The following is a 1,060-nucleotide window of genomic DNA, read 5'->3' on the forward strand; positions in this document are numbered from 1 at the left end:
CGTCTCGGGTGACCAGGTGGCGGGGGTGGCGACTCCCTTGGGTGCGACGAAGGAGTGAGCGACGTTCGCGGCGATCGAGACCGATCCGCCGAGGACTGCGCCGGTGTATGCCCAGGCACGTCCGCTCACGCGGGTGCTCATCGCTGCTCCCGGGATCGGGGCACCGTGACGGTGCGTAGCAGCGAGAAGCCCAGGATCTTCGCATGGGTGTAGCCCTGAGCGCGGAGAGATTCCTCCACCTCCAGGACCTGATCCATGCTGGTCAGTTCGCAGGTCAGGCCGAACTCGCCGTTGCCGAAGAACGCCCCGCCGTCGCGCATCGCGTGGAACGCGATGAAGTAGACGTAAGGGTGCTGTGCGTCGCCGACGGGTGTGGCACCGCTGCCGTAGCGGCGGTTGATGTTCCTGCGGTGGTGTTGGTTGTGGGTCATGGCCGGTCCTCCCGTCAGTCCAGAGCCGAGAGGAACGCGGTCAGCGCGGCGCAGCCGAGGGCGGCACCGAGCAGATCGACGGCCAGCCGTACCCGCAGGTACTTGCGGCGGGCGGACCGGGCCAGCAGCCACAGATGCGCGGCTTCTTCGCCGTCGTGGGCTGCCGGGTCGAGGGTGGGCACTTGGGTGACCAGGTGCTCGTGCAGGGCTTCGGCGGAGGGCGCGGAGGCCCAGCGCATGAAGCCGTAGTTGCCGCCGAGCGCGGGCCGGATGGCCACACCCAGCAGGACGATCGCCGTACCGATCAGGGCGGCGGTCACGACAGCAGTCACCATCGAGAAACCGTGCAGATGGGCCTTGCCCACTAGCGCGGCTCCACCGGTCAGTGCCGCGAGGGCCAGACCGGTCAAGATCGATGCTTTGGTGTCAACGCGGGAGATCTGGGCGTTCACCTCGGCAGTCGCCGGTCCGATGATGAAGCTGTGGGTGATGTCGATGTCGTCGAGGTAGTTGTCGGGGCTCATCGCGTCTGCCCTCCGACGGCGTCGTTGTCGTCGAAGCGGGAGAACGCCAGGATCTTCGGGGCCGTGACCTGGTAGGCCAGGGCCTCGGTCAGGATCTCGATGTCC

At 67.6% G+C, this 1,060-nt stretch carries 2 protein-coding genes; both read right to left on the minus strand.

Annotated elements, in window-relative coordinates:
• Window positions 1–137: 137 nt before the first annotated feature.
• The gene (locus tag ADL15_RS15140; protein ID WP_067690292.1) at window positions 138–431 is read right to left on the minus strand and encodes a hypothetical protein; all 294 of its coding nucleotides are present in this window, start codon (window positions 429–431) and stop codon (window positions 138–140) included.
• 14 nt (window positions 432–445) lie between these two features.
• Entirely contained in the window at window positions 446–955 is a 510-nt protein-coding gene (locus ADL15_RS15145; RefSeq protein WP_083971279.1) for a Pycsar system effector family protein, read from the minus strand.
• Between the last annotated feature and the right edge of the window lie 105 nt (window positions 956–1,060).

The organism is Actinoplanes awajinensis subsp. mycoplanecinus (assembly GCF_001509495.1).
GTDB classification, from domain to species: domain Bacteria; phylum Actinomycetota; class Actinomycetes; order Mycobacteriales; family Micromonosporaceae; genus Actinoplanes; species Actinoplanes palleronii.